Source organism: Blastococcus sp. VKM Ac-2987 (assembly GCF_026967805.1).
GTDB lineage: Bacteria > Actinomycetota > Actinomycetes > Mycobacteriales > Geodermatophilaceae > Blastococcus.
On record NZ_JAPVBG010000003.1, the window covers coordinates 87,847 to 101,900 of the forward strand.

Here is a 14,054-nt window from a genome sequence, read left to right on the forward strand (position 1 = left end):
GGTTCAGCTCTCTCACTCGCTCTTCCAGTCGGGCCACGCCAGTCCCGTCAGACGGGGCACCAGCCAGAGGCCGCTGCCGGCGAGGCCGGCGCGTCGTGTGTAGTCCGGGTCGCCTGCGACCGTCTCGACGGATGCGACCGCCAGGCCATTGATCCGACGAGGCCACGACTGCTCGGGCCGTCGGCGGCCGAAGGTCGATGCCAGTGCCCTGCCGAAGTGTTCCGACGTGCGGCCGATGAGCACGTCACCGTCTGTGAGTCGCAACGTGTAGCGCGGGGCCTCGACCGGTGTGTCGTCCTCCCGGACGGCCGTGACGGCTGCCCCCACGACGTCCGCGCGTAGCAGGCGCTGCTGCACGCCCCAGCCGTTGCCGTCGTCCTCGGCGACCGGCTGCAGCACGTCGACGTCGACGGACGTTGCCTCCATGCCGCAGGGGTAGCGCTTCTGGCCCCGGAAGACGTGTACCGCCCACCGACCGGACCGCAGCTCCGACGTCCGGATCGCCTCCTTGGGAGGGCCGCAGACGTAGAGCTCGTCGCGTGCACGGGAGAGAGCCACGTAGGTGACCCTCATCTCGGCGTCGGAATCGACAGCGGGAAGACGGTTCGTGTCCGCCGGCATGTAGAGAACTCGGTCGAACTCCAGACCTTTGGCGCGATGGATCGTCGACACGACGACGCTTGCCTCGTCGGCGGCCGCGAGCCCCAGGGGGACGGAGCGGCTGCGGAGTGCCGTGCGGAGCGCCCCGAGGTCCAGGAGGTCCCGCTCGTAGAGACGCCCCTCGGTCTCCTTGAGAGACACCCATGCCTCTTCCGGATTCAGCTCTGGAGCTGCTGAAGCGATCAGATCGATCACCTCGTGGCGGTCGACGACCGGGGTGTCCACACCGCCGAGCGCGGCGGCCACCCACGGTGCGACGCCCATGTCCTGCAGGGGACGACGGAGGACGTGGCGGACCCCTGCCTCACGAAGCACCTTCGAGGCCGTGAGTGCCTGGCCGTTCGTCCGGCACAGCACAGCGGTCGTCGCGGGGGAACGGTCCACAAGGTTGGTGGCGTCGGCCAACGGCCCCAGATCCAGGAGGATGTCGACGAATTCGGAGACGGATGCCGGAGCCGCCGCGGGTGCGTCCGAGGAGCGGATGGACTCGCCCAGCTCGACGACCCAACGAGCTTCCTTGCCGCGGGCGCGGTAGTCCACCTCCAGCGCGGTGCGACGCGCGCCGAGGTCGTCGACGAGGCGGCTCATGAACTGCTGCGAGGTGGTCCTGCTCCGGGCCTCCTCGAGCTGCCAGTCGTAGATCGCCTGGAGGGGGTCGCCGAGGGCGGTGAATCCACAGTCCGCGCCGACCTGCTCGAGCAGCGCCAGGGCGAGCTCGGCCCGATCTCCGACGAGGTCCTGTACCTCGTCGAGAAGGACGTGCTGAAGAAACTCGATGCGCGTGAGGTCCTCACTGCGTAGGACATCGGTCGCGGCCCTGATCCGCCGGTCGAAGCCGCCGATCGAGGACGGGTCCTCTCCGGCCTCCAAGAGGAGCCGGCTGGCGAACGAGTCGAAGGTGCTGATTGCAACCGCGCCCGTGCCTCGCTGCTCCAGGCGGCGCCTGGCGGCGGCTACTGCAGCGCGCGAGAAGGTCAGGACGAGGAGCTCGTCGGCCGGGTTAAGACCCCTGTATTGGACCAGCTCGTCGACCCGGCCGGCGATGACCTCCGTCTTACCGCGGCCAGCTCCAGCGATCACCAACAGGCGCTCGGTGGGATCGGCCTCGACGACGGCGCGCTGACTGTTGTCGAGCTCGACACTCATGCGTGATCCCGCCAAAGAGCGTCGAAGTGGTGGAAAGCGAGCTGCTCGCCGAAGGCGTCGATGTTGTCCTTGACGTTGACGATGAGGACCTCCTCGGAGCCACCGTTCCGCGGCCCCCGGAGGCCCCGACCGATCATCTGCTGGTAGCGGTTGAGGCTGAAGGTGGGACGGACGACGTAGACGGCGCCGACCTTCGGTGCGTCGAAGCCCTGGGAAAGGACGTTGTAGTTGGTAAGCACCCGGATGTTCCCTGACTGGAACTGACGAACTCGCTCGCGGCGCTCCGCGGCGGTCGTGAAGCTGGAGACGGCGGCCGCAGGCAATCCCTCCGCGTCCAGCACCGAGGCGAGAATCTCCGCGTGCTGAACCGAGGCCGCGAAGACGAGCGCCGTCGAGTCCTGCGCGACCTTGAGCAGCGAGTCGATGATGCGGTGGTTGCGGTCGTCGTCCCGGGCCACCTGACCCAGGTCGATGCGGTTCTCGAGCAGATGTGAGCTGTCGCCGGCGTCCGAGCTGCTCGGAAAGCGCAGTGGCGTGAGACGCATGCCCTCGAGCTCCTCGTGCCGTACTCGCGCGAGGATCCCGAGGCGTTGGAGGAAGAGGTGCGCGTCCTCGTCGCCGAAGAGTCCGTCGGTCAGGAGGTTTCCGTCGTAACGGTTGATGAGCTGCTTCGTCTGGTCCTCGTTGTTGTTCCGGTAGGGGGTGGCCGACAAGCCGAGCAACGGGCGCTCGCGCTGACGCGTGCCACGCTCGAGCCAGTTGAACAGTGCTGTGTACGTCTTGGACACGGAGGTGTGTGCCTCGTCGACGACGACGATTGACGCCTGCTTCAGCCAGTCGTACCGGTCCTGTGTCGAGACGGAGCTCAGCTTGTCGTCGGTGGCGACGACGACTTGCGCCCCGCTCTTGACACGTGCGGCGTCGTTGGAGGCCCAGAGGCGATTGACGGTGAGACTCGTCCGGTGCGCGCCGACGGCCCGCCACACGTACGACCACGTCTCGACGGCCTGCTCACAGAGCTCGTCGCTCTGGGCGATCCAGACGACGAGGGCGTCCGGGTTCTCCTCGCGGATGTGGTCGATGACCGCCTCCACCGCGACGCGTGTCTTGCCCGATCCGGTCGGTAGGGCGACGAGCCCCCGGCTCTGTCCCTCCGCCCGGAGCACCTTCCGGACTCGCTCGACGGTCTCGGCCTGGTAGTCGTGGAGGTCGGGCAGCCGAACCGGGCCGTCCACGAGCTGCACCGCCGCTCGCTGTGGCGCGCGTGAGCCCGCGTACTCGTCGGGCAGCCCGAGCTTCTCCGTGAACGCAGCAGCGGTGCTTCCCCCGTTCAGCACGGTGGGCACCGTGATGCCCCGAGCCTCGATGGCCGGGGTGAGTTTTCGGATGATCTGGGTCCCCGCTGCCGTTCTCGCCATCCGGGCGATCTCGACCGGTTCCAGCTTGCGCCGCTGGCGTGCCTGCGCGACCTCGATCGCCTCCGCCGGCACGAGCTTCCGAAGCTCTTCCTCGCCGGCGAGTGCAAGGAGTTTGTCGTCGACCGACGAGGCGGCTCGGACCTTTTTGGCGACGTCGCTCTGCTCCCGGCGGAGACCGATCTCGATCGTCTGCTGCAGCTGTCGCTGGTCCAGGCCCAGACGAAATCCGACGTTCACGGCTTCGAGAAGTTCGGTCGGTGACATGCCGTCCCGGTAGTACAGGACCTCGCCCTCGGTGACGGAGCGGCGGTCGGTCACCGACCGTGTCGATCCCTCTTCCGCGAAGACCTCGATGGCCAGTTCCTTGCATGGCATGAGGACGTAGGACGGGGACACGGTGGGAGCGGTGACGCGGAGACCGGGGAACCGGTCGACGACGGCAATCGGCTCCCCCGACGGCGCGGACAGCACCGTGCGCCGGAGCATGGACCGCGCGTCGCCCAGCTCCCACAGGGTCCTGAGAGTCTCGGCGTCGCGTTCGGAGTCCACCAGGACGACGTCGGCCGAGTCCTTGAGCAGGGAGTAAGCGACCGGGTCGTCGGTGACGACGACCTCGGCGGACGGTGCATCGCCGATGCCACCCGCGTGCTGGATGCGCAAGGTCGGTGGTCGATGCGCGCCGGCCCGTGCGGCGGCCGGGTAAAGGCGGTGGACCTTCGTGATGTCGAAGGTCTCTTGGGCCAGGACGAGAAAGCGCGACCACCAATCGGCGTCCACGGTGGTACGGACGCCGAGCGCGGTGAGTCCCTTGTCGTCCAGGCCGATCGGCACCGGAAGCAGGTCCGGCGCGACGCCCTCCACCGGACCGACGGCGCTCGCTACCGGGCACGGGCCCAGCGGGGTGTCCACCCAGCCGTGCTTGCGGATCCACCAGACACCCGGGTTGGTGAACAGCACCGGCTCGATGGACCCACGGGTCTCGGAGTACACGGTCCAGCTCTGTGTCGCGAGGGCCAGTGCCTCGCGCGTCATGGCGACACGGGCGGGAGTGGACAGCTTCGGCAGCAGCGTCAGATGGGCAGCGGTCGGTGCCGGCCGCACGACGATGGACGTCGGGGACACGCGAGTGCCCCACGAACCGGCCGCCTTCACGAATGTCGACCGGGCCTCGTCCAGCCACGTCTCGTACCAGTTCTCGTCCGGCGGCCGAGTCATCAGGCGGGGGCCCGGAACCGCACCCAGCCGAGCGAGCAACTGGTGATCAGAGGCGTGGAACCGCATGTCCACGGCGCATTCGGCGTCGCGCGATCCGTCGGACGGAACGATGGTGCCGGGGAGCAGACACGAGTCGATCGGTGCAGGCTTCGCTGCGAGGCTGCGGACCGGCGTCCGACCCCGTCCGAAGCCGGATTCCATCGCTTGCGCGGCTTCGTCAGTCCCGACCTGCCGCGCCAGTTCCCACAGGCGAGCCACGTCCGGACCCTTGGTCTCCCCGGCTGTCATCCTGGCGACGTGGGCCGAGAGACGCCCCACGGCGTCCAGCGGGCGGATGCCCAGTCGCCGAAGCGCAGCAGCGGTATCCGGATCCCCGGCGAGTTCGGGATGGACGAACCCGGGGCCGGCGGGCTCCGACGGATCCGGAAGAAAGACTCGCCCGGGTAGCGGCGGGGACAGGCGTCCGTCCGCGCACATGACGGTGGTCGCGCGGCGAATTGCCTGAAGCTGTTCGGCATCGCCCATGTTGATCAGATCCGCCAACTGGACGGCCACCATCGAGCCGCGAACACCGCTCGCTGCGAGCGTCTGCAACCACTCCTCGGTGGTCGACTCAGCGACGCGCGCGATCTCGTAGAGCCGTGTCGCCTTGGCCCGACGTTCCGTCCGGTCGTTGTCGACGGACGGATGGATCCAGTTCGTGGGACCGTCGGCCACACTCGCCCAGAGCGACGCCCAGCGACTGTGGTCGGCGAGAAACCGCGGGCTCAGTCTCACTTCCGGGATACGACGAGGTGTTCCGGTCATGTCCGGAATGCACGGCGCCTTCGCCACCTCGCGCATGACCGGCACGTTCAGTGAGTCGTCCGCCCAGGATCTGATCTCTCGACCGCGGGCGGGAAGGATCTCGATGATGCTCGAGGGATCCTCGGGCTCGACGAGCTCGTGGAGGTGCTCCGCCACCATGCCGGGAAGTACCTGTTCGAGGATCTCCCGGTTGTAGGGGCCGTCGAGGATGTCGTGGCGGTCCTCGGTCGTCTTGAACGGTGCGTTGATGATGCCGCTCAGCGTCGTGCGCGAGTTGGTGGGGAAGAAGGCCCAGAACTGGCCGGCTGCCGTACGCCCGCGGTCCGGTACGGCCCACACCACGTCGATGTGGTCGCGCCCGGCGATCTCACCCGCATCGGCCCGAGCGGCGGGGGATGGGCGGTGATCCGCTCGGAAAACGTGCCACGAGGTGGAACCGCCCGGGCTCACCAGCTCGACGCGAGAGCCCTCGCGCTGCGCCGTCCAACTGCGTTGCTTCTTCGTGACCCGATCGTCGAGGTCGAGCCGGCGCACGTGGGGGCTGAAGAGCATGAACTCCGCAGGGAAGCGCTGGAGCTCGTCCGACAACCAGTCCACATCGGGCCGAAGTGGAAGACGGACGACCGTCGTGGACCACTGCATGAGCTCGGCAAGCACGGGATCGTCGGCTGCGGCCTGCTGCGCGTCGATCGGCTCGGCCAGCCGGAGGACCGGAGTGCGCTTCGCCGTCGGCACCACCTCGAGGATGCGGCGTCGTGACTGGACTCTGTCCCACCGAAGCGATCCCGAGGTGCTGATGATCTCCGGGGTGTCGCTGAGTCCGAGTACGGACTTGAAGCCGAGGCCGAAACGGCCGATCTGATCACTGCGCTTGGTCGACAGGTGGGACGCCATGAGAGCTGCCACGCCCGAAGCTCGGAGCGGTTGGCCTTCGTTCGCGCAGTAGAGCGCCTCTTCGGTCAGGATGATCGACACCCGGCCGGGACTGGAGATCATCGCGTCGGCGCTGTTCTGCAGCAGCTCGTGGAGCTGCTTGCGACCGTACCCGCCCTCGACGTTCGAAATCTCGATGCCGGCGTCCTGCTCGACGAGGTTGGGCTTGGCCCGGTAGGCGTCGAGGCACTGACGGGCCTCGGTGATGACCGCTTGACCGACCTCGCCGTCAGAGCCCGCCCATCGCCTGCTGTTCAATCTTGCCTCACCTGTCCCCGTTGACTGCGCCGGCAAACGCTAGAGCAGCGGGCCCGACAGCTTTCGCCGGCCGCCGCTACGCCGTTACGGTTCGGGCTGGACCGTAAGCGCGGTTGCTTACAGACTCCAGCGATCCGGAAGCTGGTTTCTCCATTGTGGGGAGACTGAGTCGGGTGGTGCTGCTGTGACGCTCTGGGGGCGCGGCACCGCATCATCGACGCTTCCGCCCCCGCCGACCCCTCAACGTCGCTGATTGGTCCCGAGTTGGGTGGCGGGCAGTCGCCCCTCCTGATGCTGCCCCGGCCGGGTTCAGTGACGTCTGTGAAGGGCGCTCCAGTGCCGAGGTGTCTTGGCGACTGTCTCCTCAACGGCAGCGAGCATGCTCCGGGGTCAGCGTGACCGGTGAGCAGTCAGGGGGAGCTGCGGTCTGCGTGGCCTGGGCGATGACTCGATCGGACCAGAAGTTCGCGTTGCAGCGGTTCGCCATCTCGATAGCTGCCTACGCTGCGCCGAGCCCAGCCCTATCGCCACCGAGGAGTTCACATGACCACGCAGGTAGAAGAGGCCGAGGCGTCGAGTCTCGTGAAGGCCGGCGAGCGGCTCGTCGAGCAGCTCCTCAAGTCGGGGATCAACGGCTTCGGGCCATTCAAGAGCGCGGCGGAGAGTGCCGAGGAAGCCCTGCGGGGGCGCACACCTGAGCAGGCGGTCAAGGCGCTCGTCCGGAACCACTGCGCCATCGCTGGGGCGCAGGGGTTCGTCACGAACCTCGGAGGCTTCGTGACCTTGCCCGTGGCTCTTCCGGCGAACGTCGGCGCCTCGTACCTGGTGCAGACCCACCTGGCGGGCGCCATCGCGGCCGTGCACGGTCACGACCTGGACAGCGAGCAGGTGCGGTCAGCGGTTCTGCTCTGCCTCGTCGGCAACATGGGCGCGGAGGCCTTCAAGCGGGTCGGCGTCACGGTCGGATCCAAGGCGACCATGAGCCTGATCAACCGGATTCCCGTGACGGTCCTGCGGCAGGTCAACAAGAAGGTCGGCTTCATGCTGGTGGCCAAGTACGGCACCAAACGGGCGGTTGTGACCCTCGCCAAGGGGGTGCCGCTCGTCGGCGGAGTCATCGGCGGATCCGTCGACACGATCACCACCCGGACCGTCGGTGCCTACGCGAACAAGGCATTCGGGCCGCAAGGCGATGGGGATGATCGTGGGTCGGACACGGTGTGACGTCTGCGGGCTCGAGCACGACCGGCGAGTTCACATGGCGGGCCAGATCCGCGAGATCCGCTCCGCCGAGCTGCGGCGAGACCACGAGCGGCGTCGAGCGAGCAAGATTGTCGCAGCCAAGCTGGCGGCGGACCGCTTCCGCGAACGCGCGGCGGGCGTTCCGCCGGCGTCCGCGTCGACTCCACGGACCGAGGCGACCGACCGCTCGCGGGAGCGTGGAGCGAGGACGCCGCAGGCTTTCTCGCCGGCTCCTCGGGCGAAGGCCGCACGCGATTGCCAGGCATGTGACGTCCGCCCCCGACACGGGCCGTTGCCCTGGTGCGACGTCTGCGCCGTCGCGCGGGGCTATCAGCGCTGCAGCGGATGCTCGGGCCTGAAGAAGGCGGCGAAGCTAAAGAATGGCACCTGCTCGACGTGCCGGCCGAAGGCCAAGTGCGCTGACTGCGGCCGCATCGCTCCGATCAAGAAGTCGCGGTGGTGCCACAAGTGCTCACTGCGAAACGGATGGAAGCTCTGCTCCACCTGCGGCAAGCCCTTCGAGCCCTCGAAGAAGCACCCGCGCCGTCGTCGCTGCCCCAAGTGCGTCGACAAGTACGCAGTTGCCGGGCCTCGCGGTTCCGGATCGAGTGTCCGCACCGTATCTGGCGGTCTTCCGAGCCTCGGTCGTCGTCGGTAGAGGTGTCGCTCGCGCTCTGGTGGAACTGGGACTGGCGTGCCTGTCGGGGCCGGTGATCGAGCTCGTGCACCCGAAGCGGTGGTACCGATCCGTTTTTCACCGGAACCGCGTGCCGAGATCGTTCATGCGGCACGGGTACGCCGCATCGCGGGCGTGCGCGGCGGGGCGGGACGCGGTGGCGTCCCGGCCCGCCGGCACGGTCCGGACTGCTAGGGCGCCACCGGTGCGTGCCCCGGCATGGACAGCCCGCCTGCCGGCTGCATCGGGATGACCGCGCGGACGTCAGTCAGAGGCAGCGGGGTGCGGCCGCGGTCGAAGTCGGTGTGCTCCCACTTCCACTCCGCGATGCGGGGGCCCACCCAGAGCAGGTAGATGCCGAACGTGATGAAGCTGAGCAGGAGCCACTTGATCCAGTTGCCGAAGAGCGCCGTCGCGGAACCTGTGAAGACGAGGGGGAAGCCGTCGATCGTGCTGTGCTTGGCCCGCCAGCGCTCACGCAGCACCAGCGCGAAGGGGTAGCAGATGCCGAAGGTGCAGGCGGTGATCACAACGCCCAGGAGCGCGGTGCCGACGTAGGTAGCTGCGCCGCCATGAAACTGAAAACGGCCTGACTTGGCCACGAATTTCTCCCCGTGTTGAGAGGTTGGAAGGACTCAGACAACATCGGCAGCGCCGCAGGAGAACGGAACCGACCCGATCTGTATGCGGCCAGGGCTCCTTGCGCAGGGGTCACGCCGGCGAACGCCCCAAGCGGTGCAGGGCCGCGGTGAAACTGTCGTTCCACAGGCCGAGGTGCGGCCAACGCTCGGCGACGTGCGCCGTCGCCTCCTCGACCGACATCCCTTCCTCGCGCACCAGCCAGCCGCGCAGCACGAGCCCGGTGCGGGAGGCGCCGCCGTGGCAGTGCACCAGCAGCCGGTGCCGTTCCTTATGCAGCGCTGCCATGTCGTCCAGGACGTCGGCGAGCATGACGTCGAGGTCGGCGTTGTGCTCGTTGTCGGCGATGTAGGCCATCCGGTGCACCGGGTGCGGGAACGGCTCGCCCAGTCGGCACAGCGAGATGACGGCGAAGTCCTCCTCGCTGTAGCGGGCGCCGTCGAGGTTGCCCGCCCAGATGCCCGGCAGGACCTCGGCCGGGCCGATCCGCGGGATCACGCCCGGGTCGTAGTTCTGCTGCACCCCGCCGTCGAGCGCGGCCGCCAGCTGCTGCAGGTCCGACAGGCGCCACACCTTCTCGCCGGAGCCGGGCACCCGGCCGTGCACCGCCGACGCCCACCGGCTGGGGATGCCGCCCATGCCGAACACCGCTCCGGCCAGGCCGCCGGCGACGGCTGCGACCGTGTCGGTGTCGCCACCCAGGTCGATGACCAGCCGCAAGACCTCGGCGAAGTCCCGCCCGTGCCGCAGCGCCCACACGGCCTGACCCAGCGTCGGCCACACCGCGCCGTTCGACTCCGTTGCGTCGGCCGGCGTCCACGAGGGCGCGAGCACGGTCGCCCACCGCTCCCGGTGCTCCGGAGCCACCGCGTCGAGCGCGGAGGGGTTTGCGGCCAGCGGGTCGCCGCCGTCCAATGCCACCCGCATCAGCTCGTGGAATATCGCGCAGCCCTCGCCGGCCGACGGGTCGCCGTGGGTGAGCGCCGAGATGCGGCGGGCGGCGTCCATGGTCGCCTCACGGCCGTCCCGGGAGAAGCGGATGGCCGCCTGCGTCGTCCGCATCAGCGAGCCGTTGCCGGCTGCGTGACCGGACCGGGCGAAGTGCTCGGCCGCGGCGACGTCCCACGGCCGGCCGGAGCCGAGGACGGCGCGCGTCTGGTTGCCGATGTCCGGCGGCCCGGCCTCGGCCCACGTTAGGAACCGGTCGAACAGGTCGGCCTCGTCGAGCCCGCCGCGCTCCACCAGCGAGGTGGCCACCAGCAGTGCCATCTGGGTGTCGTCGGTGAACTCACCCGGCTCCCAGCCCAGCGACCCACCGCCGCACATCTCCGTCCTCGACCCGCGGGCGGGGGAGGGAAAGCGCGCGGAGAGCTGCCCGGGCGGGCCGAACTCGAACGGGGCGCCGAGGGCGTCGCCGACGGCGGAGCCGACGAGCGCGCCGGCCACACGGTGGGAGCGGTGCATGCGCTGGGTCACCCAGGCATCCTGGCCGACGGCGGCGACCCGCCTGCGTGCGACACCGGCTCGCGGCTCCGTCAGCGGGCCTGGACGAGCAGCGGCTGGGCGACCTCCCCGATCGAGCCGCGCACGTCCGACAGCTCGCCGTGGCACAGCCCGATGCCGTCGGTGGCGATCTGCGTGCGGCAGGCCAGGTGCACCCACTCGCCCTCCGGCTCGCGGGTCAGGTGCGTGGTCATGCCCGGCGGGATGGACCACCAGCTGTCGATCGGCAGCTCCACGGAGATGCCGTTGGCGGCGTCGGCCGCGATGAGCGCGCGGTCGAGACCCGTGAGCGGCCGGCCGGCGACCAGGGGGACGCGCACCCGGGTCCAGACGTCGGCCGGCCCAGGCTCTTCCGGTGACCCTGCGGTGTAGCGCCAGTCGATGGCCTGCCCGAAACCCCAGTCGGGCAGACCGAACATGACCTGCGGCGAGGACTCGGGGACGGCGGGTGGCGGGCTGAGCTCGGTGACCACCGGCGGAGTGGGCCCGACGGCGAGCGACCACACGCGCGCGACGGCGACGGTGCGGCCCTCCACGGTCATCACCGCCTCGGTCAGGTCGATCCGCCGTCCCGGGCGGACGGGGGACACCTCGACGGTCAGCTCGCGGCGGGGGATGGCGCCGAGGAAGTCGACGCTGATCCGCGCCGGGCGGGAACCTGCTCCGGTCACCCGGGCGGCGTCCGCGGCGAGGTGGGCCAGCAGCGCGGACGGCGGTCCGCCGTGCTGGGCGCTGTGGTCCCACGGGCTCTCCGTGGCCCGGGTGGGCGCGAACCGGTTATCGCCCAGCGGCAGGTAGAAGGCCTCGAACTCCATGACCGGCAGTCTGACGGAGCGCTCGGTCGGCGGTCCGGCGAGCCGGCGGACTGCGTACCGGGCGGCGGTGCGTGGTGACCCATGGAGTCGACGCCACGGTCGGGTGGCCGGTGTGCCGACGCGACTGAGCGAGGCCTTTCCGGCCGGAAGTGTTCCGGCACGACGACGCAACGTGTCGACCCGTCGAGATGCCTCCCGCCCGCCTGCGCGGGCACGCCATAACTCCTTGCGGTCGCGACTGTGCTCGCGCGAGCCTTCGCGCACAGGCTCGAGGGAGAGTCGTGATGAAGTACGTCGTCGCCTGGCAGGAGCGGCCGACCGGCTCGGACGAGGAGTACGAGGCCGCGCAGAAGCGGATCCGCGACGTCTTCACCCTGTGGAAGATGCCGGCGAGCCTGACCATCCACCAGTTCGTCGCTCGCGTCGGCGAGTCCGGGTACGCCCTCCTGGAGACCGACGAACCTGCGGACCTGCAGTACCTGACCACCGTCTTCGCGCCCCGCTCCATCACCGTCGTGCCGATGACGGACGCGACGGACGCCGGCGCCCGCGACACGTGCGGCAGCGACTGGCGGAACGGGTTGCCGTGCAGCCAGCCGTAGGCCGGGCCCACCGTCGGGGGTGCGGGCCTGGTCGAGTTACGCGATCCGCGGGGACGGGCCGCTCGTCGACCCGCTGCCGGCTGCGGGAGCCGGCTGGCCCGCTCGCCGTCGCCCGTTCAGGTGGCGTCTTGGTCCAACCGCCGCGGAGCCGCCTGTCTTTGTCAGTAGGTGCTGCCACGGTCCGCCCTGTGCCGTCGTGTGGCGGCGCAGAACGGAGGCGCGATGCCGGAGTCGGTGGGAGTGCAGGCGGGGCGGGTGTGCCCAGGATGCGGGCGTGAAGACTCGATCCCGGTCATCTACGGGCTGCCGGGCGGCGACCTCTTCGAGCAGGCGGAGCACGGGCGGGTCGCCCTCGGTGGCTGCCTGGTGATGGACGAACAGCCGGCCTTCGTCTGCCGCAGTTGCCACCTGGAGTGGGGGAGCGAGTCCGACCCCACCGCCGACGAGGATGAGTTGGCCGACCTGCTGGACGTCGGGCACGCCGAGCTGGTCCGAGCACTGGGTACCGGGTGGCGGCGCGAGAGCGCGGCCGATGGCCAGGACGGCGTGCGGTGGTTCGTGAGCGGCGAGCCGGCGCAGCTGGCGGTCGGTGTGCAGGGCCCGTGGTTCGTGCTCGACCGCCCGCTGACCTCGGCGGCTGACCGTCGCCCCGGTCCTCTCGCGACGGACGGCGTGCGGTTCATCCGAGACGAACTGCTGCACGACCCCTGGTACGTGAGTCATGTCGCCGAGGACATCGCCTCCCGGCGACGCCGGTCCTTCCGCTGGTGCCGCACCTGCCGGCGGGCCACCGCGCCCGAGTCGTTCGTCGCCGCCGAGGGCTCGTGCGAGCGGTGCGTGTCCGCCTCCGCCGACCGGGCGGAGTAGCGCCGGCGCTGTCGTGGGGTCGTGGGTCCGGCCGGCCGTGCCGATAGACAAGAGGCAAGACGTTCCCGAGTCAGGAAGCTCCCCGTGCCCAGGACCACCGCGCCGCGGCCCCGCCCCCGGCCAAAGACCGGCCGCGGGTCTCCGAAGGGTTCCCGGCCCAGGAAGGGCGCCGGTCAGCGGTCGGCGACGGCGAAGAAGATGACGCGAGGGCGTCGTCGCTCGGGGCCCCGCCGCGCCCGGTTCCTCCTGCTCGCGGTGCTGGTGGTCGCCGGCGTCGTCGTGTGGCCGGCGGTCAAGCCGCACGTCTCAGCCCTGCCGTTCCTCGACTCCGTGCTCGCCGGCACGTCGCCGTCCGGGCCCACCTGGCCGCTGACCGGCGTGCCGGCCGACACGATCCCCGACCGCACCGCGCTCGCCGTGAAGATCGAGAACTCTGCCGCCGCGCGCCCGCAGACCGGGCTCAACGCCGCCGACATGGTGTGGGAGCAGGTCGTCGAGGGCGGCATCACCCGCTTCGTCGCCGTCTACCACTCCACACTGCCGCCCGAAATCGGCCCCGTCCGGTCGATCCGGCCGATGGACCCCGCGATCGCGGCCCCGCTCGGCGGGCTGCTCGCCTTCTCCGGCGGCGTGCCGACCTACATCGCCGAGGCCGAGGGCGCCGGTCTGCAGGTGCTCCGTCAGGACTCCGGCGCCGACGGCTTCTTCCGGACGACGACCCGCTCCGCGCCGCACAACGTCCACGCGGTGCCGCAGACCCTCCTCGACCAGGCCGAAACCACGCACCGCGCCCCACCCGGCGCCCAGTTCGAGCACGCGGCGACGGGGGAGCCGCCCACCGCCGTCGCCACCGGCCAGGCGACGGCCACGCTGGACCTCCGACTGTCGGGCATCAGCACTCCCCGGTGGACCTGGAGCGCTGTCGACGGCCGCTGGCTGCGTGCCGAGGGGAGCACCCCGGCGGTCGAGGCGGGCGGCGCGCGGATCGGTGCCGCCAACGTCGTCGTCCTGCGCGTCGACGTCGTCCAGACCGAAGCCCGGGACCCAGCCGGCAACCCGGTTCCAGAGACGATCCTGACCGGCAGCGGGCCGGCCCTCGTCGCCTCCGGCGGGCACACGGTAGAGGCGATCTGGTCCAAGCCGGCCGTCGGTCACCGGGTGGAGTTGACCTACGCGGACGGCGACCCCGTGACCCTGGCGTCCGGGACCACATGGGTCGAGTTGGTGCCCAACTCCGGCGCGGTCGCCACGGGCTGAGCGGGCAGTCGGCGAG

General features: G+C 70.2%; 10 protein-coding genes. 4 read left to right on the top strand and 6 right to left on the bottom strand.

All coding sequences use genetic code 11. The features are described 5' to 3' along the window. Window positions 1–12 precede the first annotated feature (12 nt). The gene (locus O2W17_RS15710) at window positions 13–1,806 is read right to left on the bottom strand and encodes a UvrD-helicase domain-containing protein (RefSeq protein WP_269193375.1); all 1,794 of its coding nucleotides are present in this window, start codon (window positions 1,804–1,806) and stop codon (window positions 13–15) included. Continuing rightward, window positions 1,803–6,437, bottom strand: a complete 4,635-nt coding sequence (locus tag O2W17_RS15715) for a DEAD/DEAH box helicase (protein WP_269193376.1) — start codon at window positions 6,435–6,437, stop codon at window positions 1,803–1,805. Before O2W17_RS15715 ends, O2W17_RS15710 begins: the two co-directional genes overlap by 4 nt. Window positions 6,438–6,980: 543 nt before the next feature. Between O2W17_RS15715 and O2W17_RS15720 the strand changes: the two genes are divergently transcribed. Then, window positions 6,981–7,661, top strand: a complete 681-nt coding sequence (locus tag O2W17_RS15720) for an EcsC family protein (protein WP_269193377.1) — start codon at window positions 6,981–6,983, stop codon at window positions 7,659–7,661. A 348-nt stretch (window positions 7,662–8,009) separates the two neighbouring features. On the opposite strand, the gene O2W17_RS15725 is transcribed toward O2W17_RS15720, so the two are convergent. The 4 genes from O2W17_RS15725 to O2W17_RS15740 form a co-directional block, all read right to left on the bottom strand. Next, complete coding sequence (locus O2W17_RS15725; protein ID WP_269193378.1) at window positions 8,010–8,183, bottom strand: hypothetical protein; 174 nt, start codon at window positions 8,181–8,183, stop codon at window positions 8,010–8,012. A gap of 363 nt (window positions 8,184–8,546) precedes the next feature. After that, on the bottom strand, window positions 8,547–8,957 hold the full coding sequence (locus O2W17_RS15730; RefSeq protein ID WP_269193379.1) for a DUF898 family protein: 411 nt from the start codon (window positions 8,955–8,957) through the stop codon (window positions 8,547–8,549). Between the two features lie 109 nt (window positions 8,958–9,066). Beyond that, window positions 9,067–10,470 carry an ADP-ribosylglycohydrolase family protein gene (locus tag O2W17_RS15735; RefSeq protein ID WP_269193380.1) on the bottom strand — a complete coding sequence of 468 codons (1,404 nt, stop codon included), beginning with the start codon at window positions 10,468–10,470 and terminating at the stop codon, window positions 9,067–9,069. A gap of 59 nt (window positions 10,471–10,529) precedes the next feature. Beyond that, complete coding sequence (locus O2W17_RS15740) at window positions 10,530–11,312, bottom strand: thioesterase family protein (protein ID WP_269193381.1); 783 nt, start codon at window positions 11,310–11,312, stop codon at window positions 10,530–10,532. Window positions 11,313–11,596: 284 nt separating this feature from the next. Here O2W17_RS15740 and O2W17_RS15745 point away from each other — a divergent pair, with 284 nt between their 5' ends. The 3 genes from O2W17_RS15745 (at window position 11,597) to O2W17_RS15755 (ending at window position 14,038) form a co-directional block, all read left to right on the top strand. After that, complete coding sequence (locus tag O2W17_RS15745) at window positions 11,597–11,914, top strand: DUF3303 domain-containing protein (RefSeq protein WP_269193382.1); 318 nt, start codon at window positions 11,597–11,599, stop codon at window positions 11,912–11,914. A 222-nt stretch (window positions 11,915–12,136) separates the two neighbouring features. Then, window positions 12,137–12,781, top strand: a complete 645-nt coding sequence (locus O2W17_RS15750) for a hypothetical protein (RefSeq protein ID WP_269193383.1) — start codon at window positions 12,137–12,139, stop codon at window positions 12,779–12,781. 198 nt (window positions 12,782–12,979) lie between these two features. After that, complete coding sequence (locus O2W17_RS15755) at window positions 12,980–14,038, top strand: DUF3048 domain-containing protein (RefSeq protein WP_269193384.1); 1,059 nt, start codon at window positions 12,980–12,982, stop codon at window positions 14,036–14,038. Window positions 14,039–14,054 lie beyond the last annotated feature (16 nt).

Excerpts from the sequence above, each read along its gene's own strand:
- O2W17_RS15720 (WP_269193377.1), top strand. The coding sequence starts at position 6,981 with ATGACCACGCAGGTAGAAGAGGCCGAGGCGTCGAGTCTCGTGAAGGCC.
- O2W17_RS15710 (WP_269193375.1), bottom strand. The coding sequence starts at position 1,806 with ATGAGTGTCGAGCTCGACAACAGTCAGCGCGCCGTCGTCGAGGCCGAT.
- O2W17_RS15755 (WP_269193384.1), top strand. The coding sequence starts at position 12,980 with ATGACGCGAGGGCGTCGTCGCTCGGGGCCCCGCCGCGCCCGGTTCCTC.
- O2W17_RS15745 (WP_269193382.1), top strand. The coding sequence starts at position 11,597 with ATGAAGTACGTCGTCGCCTGGCAGGAGCGGCCGACCGGCTCGGACGAG.
- O2W17_RS15740 (WP_269193381.1), bottom strand. The coding sequence starts at position 11,312 with ATGGAGTTCGAGGCCTTCTACCTGCCGCTGGGCGATAACCGGTTCGCG.
- O2W17_RS15750 (WP_269193383.1), top strand. The coding sequence starts at position 12,137 with ATGCCGGAGTCGGTGGGAGTGCAGGCGGGGCGGGTGTGCCCAGGATGC.